The sequence below is a fragment of the Limimaricola litoreus genome (genome assembly GCF_024159025.1).
Classification (GTDB): Bacteria; Pseudomonadota; Alphaproteobacteria; order Rhodobacterales; family Rhodobacteraceae; genus Limimaricola; species Limimaricola litoreus.
In genome coordinates this window covers 1-5,906 of the sequence record NZ_JAMYXC010000256.1, presented here as the reverse complement: position 1 = coordinate 5,906, position 5,906 = coordinate 1, and the positions used below count along the sequence as shown (strand labels likewise).

The 5,906-nt window shown below is 65.0% G+C and carries 6 protein-coding genes and 1 pseudogene; 4 read left to right on the top strand and 3 right to left on the bottom strand.

The genetic code is table 11. The features are described from left to right. Positions 1-670: DUF2793 domain-containing protein (locus NHG85_RS16100; protein WP_253334247.1), on the bottom strand; the 670-nt coding region annotated here is incomplete at its 3' end. A gap of 210 nt (positions 671-880) precedes the next feature. Here NHG85_RS16100 and NHG85_RS16095 point away from each other — a divergent pair. From NHG85_RS16095 to NHG85_RS16080, 4 genes are all read left to right on the top strand, one after another. Beyond that, positions 881-2,113: a urate hydroxylase PuuD gene (locus tag NHG85_RS16095; protein WP_253334245.1), complete on the top strand. Its 1,233-nt coding sequence runs from the start codon at positions 881-883 to the stop codon at positions 2,111-2,113. A gap of 356 nt (positions 2,114-2,469) precedes the next feature. Continuing rightward, positions 2,470-2,688 carry a DUF475 domain-containing protein gene (locus NHG85_RS16090; RefSeq protein ID WP_256500473.1) on the top strand — a complete coding sequence of 73 codons (219 nt, stop codon included), beginning with the start codon at positions 2,470-2,472 and terminating at the stop codon, positions 2,686-2,688. 209 nt (positions 2,689-2,897) lie between these two features. Further along, the gene (locus NHG85_RS16085) at positions 2,898-3,347 is read left to right on the top strand and encodes a UDP-N-acetylglucosamine transferase subunit ALG14 (protein WP_253334241.1); all 450 of its coding nucleotides are present in this window, start codon (positions 2,898-2,900) and stop codon (positions 3,345-3,347) included. Beyond that, positions 3,344-3,814 carry a glycosyltransferase gene (locus tag NHG85_RS16080; RefSeq protein WP_253334239.1) on the top strand — a complete coding sequence of 157 codons (471 nt, stop codon included), beginning with the start codon at positions 3,344-3,346 and terminating at the stop codon, positions 3,812-3,814. The genes NHG85_RS16085 and NHG85_RS16080 overlap by 4 nt, the downstream gene beginning before the upstream one ends. Positions 3,815-3,831: 17 nt before the next feature. Here NHG85_RS16080 and NHG85_RS16075 read toward each other — a convergent pair whose 3' ends face one another. After that, a complete protein-coding gene (locus NHG85_RS16075; RefSeq protein ID WP_253334237.1) occupies positions 3,832-4,998 on the bottom strand; it encodes a nucleotide sugar dehydrogenase in 1,167 nt (388 codons plus the stop codon). Positions 4,999-5,519: 521 nt separating this feature from the next. Next, positions 5,520-5,906: pseudogene (locus NHG85_RS16070) on the bottom strand (DEAD/DEAH box helicase); the annotation flags it as partial.

Sequence of the window (5,906 nt, the reverse complement as noted above, 5' to 3'; positions counted from 1 at the left end):
CCGGCGTCGCGTCGAGCGGGTCGGACTGCACCGCGTCGCCAGAAGCCATGCCATCCGCCGCCCGCAGCCGCAGCGCCGTGGTCCAGGCCGCGCCGTCGGCGCTGGTCTTGATCGAGAAATCCGCCTCGCCCGCGAGGCCCATTTCGGCCCCGCCCGAAAACCCGGTCTGGAACAGCAGCGAGGCCGTGTCGCCGCCGCCCGCGCGGTTGATCTTGAGCCGGTGGCCCGCGCCGTCGTGGTTCAGCAAGGTGGAGGGCGCGGAGAGGGTAAGCCGATCGGTGGAGTCGGCCTCGGCGTTGAGGCCGAGATGCGCGGCCCGCACGCCGCGCTCGGACCGGCCCTGCCAGCCTTGCGTGCCGAAGCGCAGATCTTCGTCCTCCGCGGTGCAATGCGCGCGCCAGCCGGGCAGGGGGGTCTCGAAGCACCAGGCATTGCCGTCCCAGACCGCGATCTCGCCCGCGTGGCCGGTCCAGTCGCCGCCTGCGCCCGCCGCCACGATGTGCCGCGCGCCCGCGTCGGGCGTGGCGGGGGGCGAGGTGCGGTCGCGGTCCGCGACCACCGGCTGCACCAGCGCGTCGAGCCGCTTGAGCGCCTCGTTATGTGTGACGTGTTTCTGCGCCTGTCCGGGCTGGATGTAGGGCAGCGACAGAATGGCCGAGATCTGGGGCATGGCATCCTCGTGGGGCTGGCTTCGGGGCGAGCATAGGACCAAGGAGGAAACGGGGTTTGAGCGGGGCGTGCGTTGCGCGGCGTCGTCCCCCGTCTTTCGGCATCCGGTCCGGGATTGTCCGGTTTCGTTTGAAGCTGTTCTGCGCGCTGGCAGCTTGGCGGCGGTGCCGCGCCGTCGCTAGAGTGGGCTTTGGCAGAACGAGGGACCTCCATGCACGACTTCGCAATCTTGTGGGACTGGGCCGGCTTTGCCGTGCGCTGGCTTCATGTCATCACCGCCATCGCCTGGATCGGCTCGTCCTTCTATTTCGTCGCGCTCGATCTTGGCCTGAGGAAGGCACCGGACCTGCCGCCCGGCGCGCATGGCGAGGAGTGGCAGGTGCATGGCGGCGGCTTCTACCACATCCGCAAGTTCCTCGTGGCGCCGGACGCGATGCCCGAGCATCTGACATGGTTCAAATGGGAGAGCTACGCGACGTGGCTTTCGGGCGCGGCGCTGTTGATGATCGTCTACTGGGTCGGGGCGGAGCTGTATCTCATCGACCCGTCGCGTGCCGATCTCGCGGTCTGGCAGGCGATCGCGCTTTCGGCGGGCTCGCTGACCATCGGCTGGCTGGTCTATGACGCGCTGTGCAAATCCCCCTTGGGCAACCGGCCGACGGTCCTGATGCTGCTGCTGTTTGTGCTGCTGGTGGCGATGAGCTGGGGCTACAACCAGATCTTCACCGGGCGCGCGGCGCTCTTGCACCTCGGCGCCTTCACCGCGACGATCATGACCGCGAACGTGTTTCTCATCATCATGCCGAACCAGCGGATCGTGGTGGGCGACCTCAAGGCAGGCCGCAAGCCTGATCCGAAATACGGCAAGATCGCCAAGCTGCGCTCGACCCACAACAACTACCTGACGCTGCCGGTCGTGTTCCTGATGCTGTCGAACCACTACCCGCTCGCCTTCGCGACCGAGTATTCGTGGATCATCGCGTCGCTGGTGTTCCTGATGGGTGTCACGATCCGGCATTACTTCAACACCATGCACGCCACCGGCAAGGGGCCGCATTGGACCTGGGGCGCGACGGTGATCATCTTCCTCGTCCTTGCCTGGCTCTCGACCGCGCCGATGTGGGGCTCTTACGAGGAGGCCGAGGCGCGGGAGATGACTGCCTATGAGCAGCGCTTCGCTTCGGCCGAAGGGTTCCACGAGGCCGAGCAGATCGTGATCGGGCGCTGCTCGATGTGCCACGCGCGCGAGCCGGTCTGGGACGGCATCCGCTGGGCGCCCAAGGGGGTGGTGCTGGAGACGCCGCAGGACATCGCGCAGAACGCCCGCGCGATCTATCTTCAGGCCGGGGTCAGCCACGCCATGCCGCCCGCCAACATCACCGACCTCTCGGAGGACGATCGCCGGGCGCTGGTGCGCTGGTTCCGGGCGGGGCAGGGGGCCTGATCGGCGGGCGCAGAAAGCCGCGGCATCGAAAGAATTTCTTTCCTGCGGGTGTTGCGGCCGCCTGGTCGATGGCCCCTCCCGGAGGGTGGACGTGGACCATGTAGTCGGGCGCTTTCCCGACCAATGGTGAGATATTGCCTCACAGCGCCCCCGCTATGCCAGTCCTCGGCCACGCAGTCGGAGCACCTCGTCGCTCCTCCGGGTGACAGGCCGGACATTCGGGCGTCGGACCCTCACCACCTGATGGTGGCGGTCGGGTTCTTCATCGACGAGACCAAGAAAGTCGACTGGATTGATGGTCTTGAGCGTCGCTTGCGCCGCGCTGCTCGACCCGGTCGACACTGGAACCTTCCTGTTTGCCACCGGGTATCGGGATCGGCGCGATGTACCTGTGCCCGATGACGATCATGCTGCTTGAGAAACGCATTTCGGCCGAATTCCGCTATCTCGGGCATGGCGTCGTTTATTCGATCCTCATGCGATCTGTGCTCATGTATCTTCAGGCTGTGGTCCATGTAGCCAAAGCGATAACGGGACTTCTGACGCGGCAGCGCATACGAGCGCCGGGTCTGTAAATCGAGGTGTCCGTTTGAAGATACACCCACAGCACGCATCGCCGACTTCGCCGGTCCAGGCGTTACGCCCCTGAGCTCTGTAAGCGTCCTTGGCCATTACTGGTCACGCAGTTCGGGGGCTGTATATCATACCGTAATGGAATAAGTGATCGTGTGGCGTTCAGCCTGTTCGGGGCTATGTGAATTTCGTCAATCGGGAGTCTCCGTCAGTGCCCAAGAGAATCATCGCGATCGCTTCTGGTGGTGGCCACTGGCAGCAACTGATGCTGATGCGGCCAGCGTTCTCGCATCACGACGTTCACTATCTCACGACCCTGCCGGGATTGCCGGACGAGTTCGGCATCAGCGCCTTTTCGATCATTCCCGATTGTAACCGGAACTCCAAGCTCAAGGTTCTCAGGGCCACTGCTGCCTTGGCAAAGCATGTCTGGCGGCTTCGCCCACACATCGTGATCTCGACCGGTGCCTTGCCCGGGGTCATTGCCCTGGTCATGGGACGGCTTGCCGGAGCGCGTACGATTTGGGTCGATAGCGTCGCCAATGCCGAGGAGATGTCGCTCTCGGGGAAACTCGCGCGGCGCCATGCGCATTTGTGGCTGACGCAGTGGGAAGATGTTGCCGAGGCGACCGGTGCGGAATTTGCGGGGCGCATTCTATGATCTTCGTCACGGTTGGGACACAGCTGCCGTTTCCTCGGCTCCTGTCGGCGATGAACGACCACGCGACCGGATTGGATGAACCCGTCGTGGCGCAGACATGCTCGGATGACGGCAAGTGGCCGGCGCTCGAATGTCACGGGCTGCTGCAACCTGATGCCTTCGCGCGCTGTTTTTCCCAAGCCCGGGTCGTGATCGCCCATGCAGGGATCGGCTCGGTGCTGTCGGCGCGCCGGTGGAACAAACCGCTTGTTCTCATGCCGCGTCGACATGATTTGGGCGAGCACCGTAACGACCACCAGCTTGCCACCGCCCGTCGCCTCGAAGGCTCACCCGGAATTCACATTGCCTGGGAGGCCAGCGATCTTTTCGCTCTTCTGAAACGCGACGACCTCGTCGGCGCGATGGAAGTGATCGATCCGCAGCGAGAGGCGCTGTTGGCGAGGTTGCGGGATTTCATCGACGACTAAGTGGGCGACGCGCGCCTCTAGTCGCTGCCGAACAGGTCGCGGGTGAAAACCTTGTCGGCCACATCCGCCAGCTCGGCGTCGCGGCGGTTGGCGAGGATCAGCTCGCAGCCCTGCTTGAAGGCATCGAGGTCGCGCTCGACCGGCGAATTGAAGAAGCTGTCGGCGGCGAGCTCCGGCTCGTAGAGCACCACCTCGATCCCCTTGGCCTTGATCCGCTTCATGATGCCCTGGATCGAGCTGTCGCGGAAATTGTCCGAGCCCGTCTTCATCACCAGCCGGTAGACCCCGACGCGCTTGGGCGCACGGGCGATGATCTGGTCGGCGAGGAAATCCTTGCGCGTGGAATTGGCGTCGACGATGGCGCGGATCATGTTCTGCGGCACCTCGCTGTAATTGGCGAGAAGCTGGCGGGTGTCCTTGGGCAGGCAGTAGCCGCCATAGCCGAAGGAGGGGTTGTTGTAATGCCCGCCGATGCGCGGGTCGTGGCTGACGCCTTCGATGATCTGGCGGCTGTCCATGCCCCGGCTCATCGCATAGCTGTCGAGCTCGTTGAAATAGGCCACCCGCATCGCGAGGTAGGTGTTGGCGAAGAGCTTGATCGCCTCGGCCTCGTCCGGGTCGGTGAGCAGCACCGGCACGTCTTGGTCCAGCGCCGCGCTGGCCAGCAGATCGGCGAAAGCGCGGCCGCGGTCGGAGCGCTCCCCCACCACGATGCGCGAGGGGTGCAGGTTGTCGTGCAGCGCGCGGCCCTCGCGCAGGAACTCCGGCGAGAAGAGGATCCGATCGGTCGCGAAGCGCGCGCGCATTTCGTGCACGAAGCCCACGGGCACGGTGGATTTCACCACGATCACCGCAGTGGCCGAGGCGGCCAGAACCTGCGCGATCACCGCTTCGACCGATGAGGTGTCGAAGGCGTTGGTCTCGGGGTCGTAGTTGGTCGGCGTGGCGATGATCACCCAATCGGCAGCGGTGTAGGCTTCGGTCGCATCGGTCGTCGCTTTGAGGTCGAGACTGTCCTGCGCAAAGCAGCGCTCCAGTTCGGCGTCCGCAATCGGCGCTTTGCGCGCGTTCACCATCTGCACGCGCTTATCGGAGAGGTCGACCGCGATGACCGAGTGGTGGCGCGCAAGCAATACGGCATTCGACAACCCCACGTAGCCGAGACCTGCGATGGAAATCCTCATGAACCACTCTTTCTTGTAACGCCGTCGTCCTCGTCCTCGCCCTTGCGACTGCATGGCTCGGGATATGTTGCCGTCTCATTGAATCATTTTCACGGCGTTGAAAAGCGCAGACCTGCTTGATCGTCGCATGTAGGTTTGTCGTCCAACGCGCGTCATCGTGTGAGGGTCTTCTCCTCGAATGCGATCCATACCCAGTTCTGGCTGGCGGAAGGCCCGTTGTACATACCCACGCTCCGCATGGCGGAGCGACTGTGGCATCGGGGTGTGAGGGATTTGCATTCGGCTTCAAAAACCACGGGCGGCCAGTTCACCGGCTTTTAGCAGGGGAATGTAGTGCTATTGGTATTCGCCTGGGTTCTGACCCGGCAAACCGGTCCGCGCTGGATGCGATTTTTTCAAGCGCACTTCCGACGGGGCCTCCACCCGGTCGCGTGGACCGGGTGAAGGCCAATGCCATGGCCAGCATATCCGAAGCCCCGGTGCCACGCAGACCCGTGCGCTTGCGAGACTTTCACCGTGCTTCAGTCACGGCGCTTGGGGGCCTCAGTCCCGCCCTTGCGGGGCGGCTTGCCGGGGCGCGGGCCGGGCTTGGCGCCGGGGGCCGAAGGCGGCGTGAAGCGGCGCGAGGTGTCGGCGGCACCGCGTGTCTTCGACGCACCCTCGGGCTTGCCCGGCTTGGCGAAAGGCTTCGCGCCGGGCTTGCCACCGGGCTTCGTGCCGGGCTTGGCAAAGGGCTTCGATCCCGGCTTTCCGGCGGGCTTGCCGCCCCGCTCGGAGACGGCGCCGTCGCGGCTGCGGTCGAAGGGCTTGGCGTCCTTCTTCTTCCAGGGCTTGTCGCCCGCCGGCTTGTCGGCGCGCGGCTTGCGCGGTGGCCGGTCGTCGGAGGGTGCGGGCGTCGCTGCCGGGGC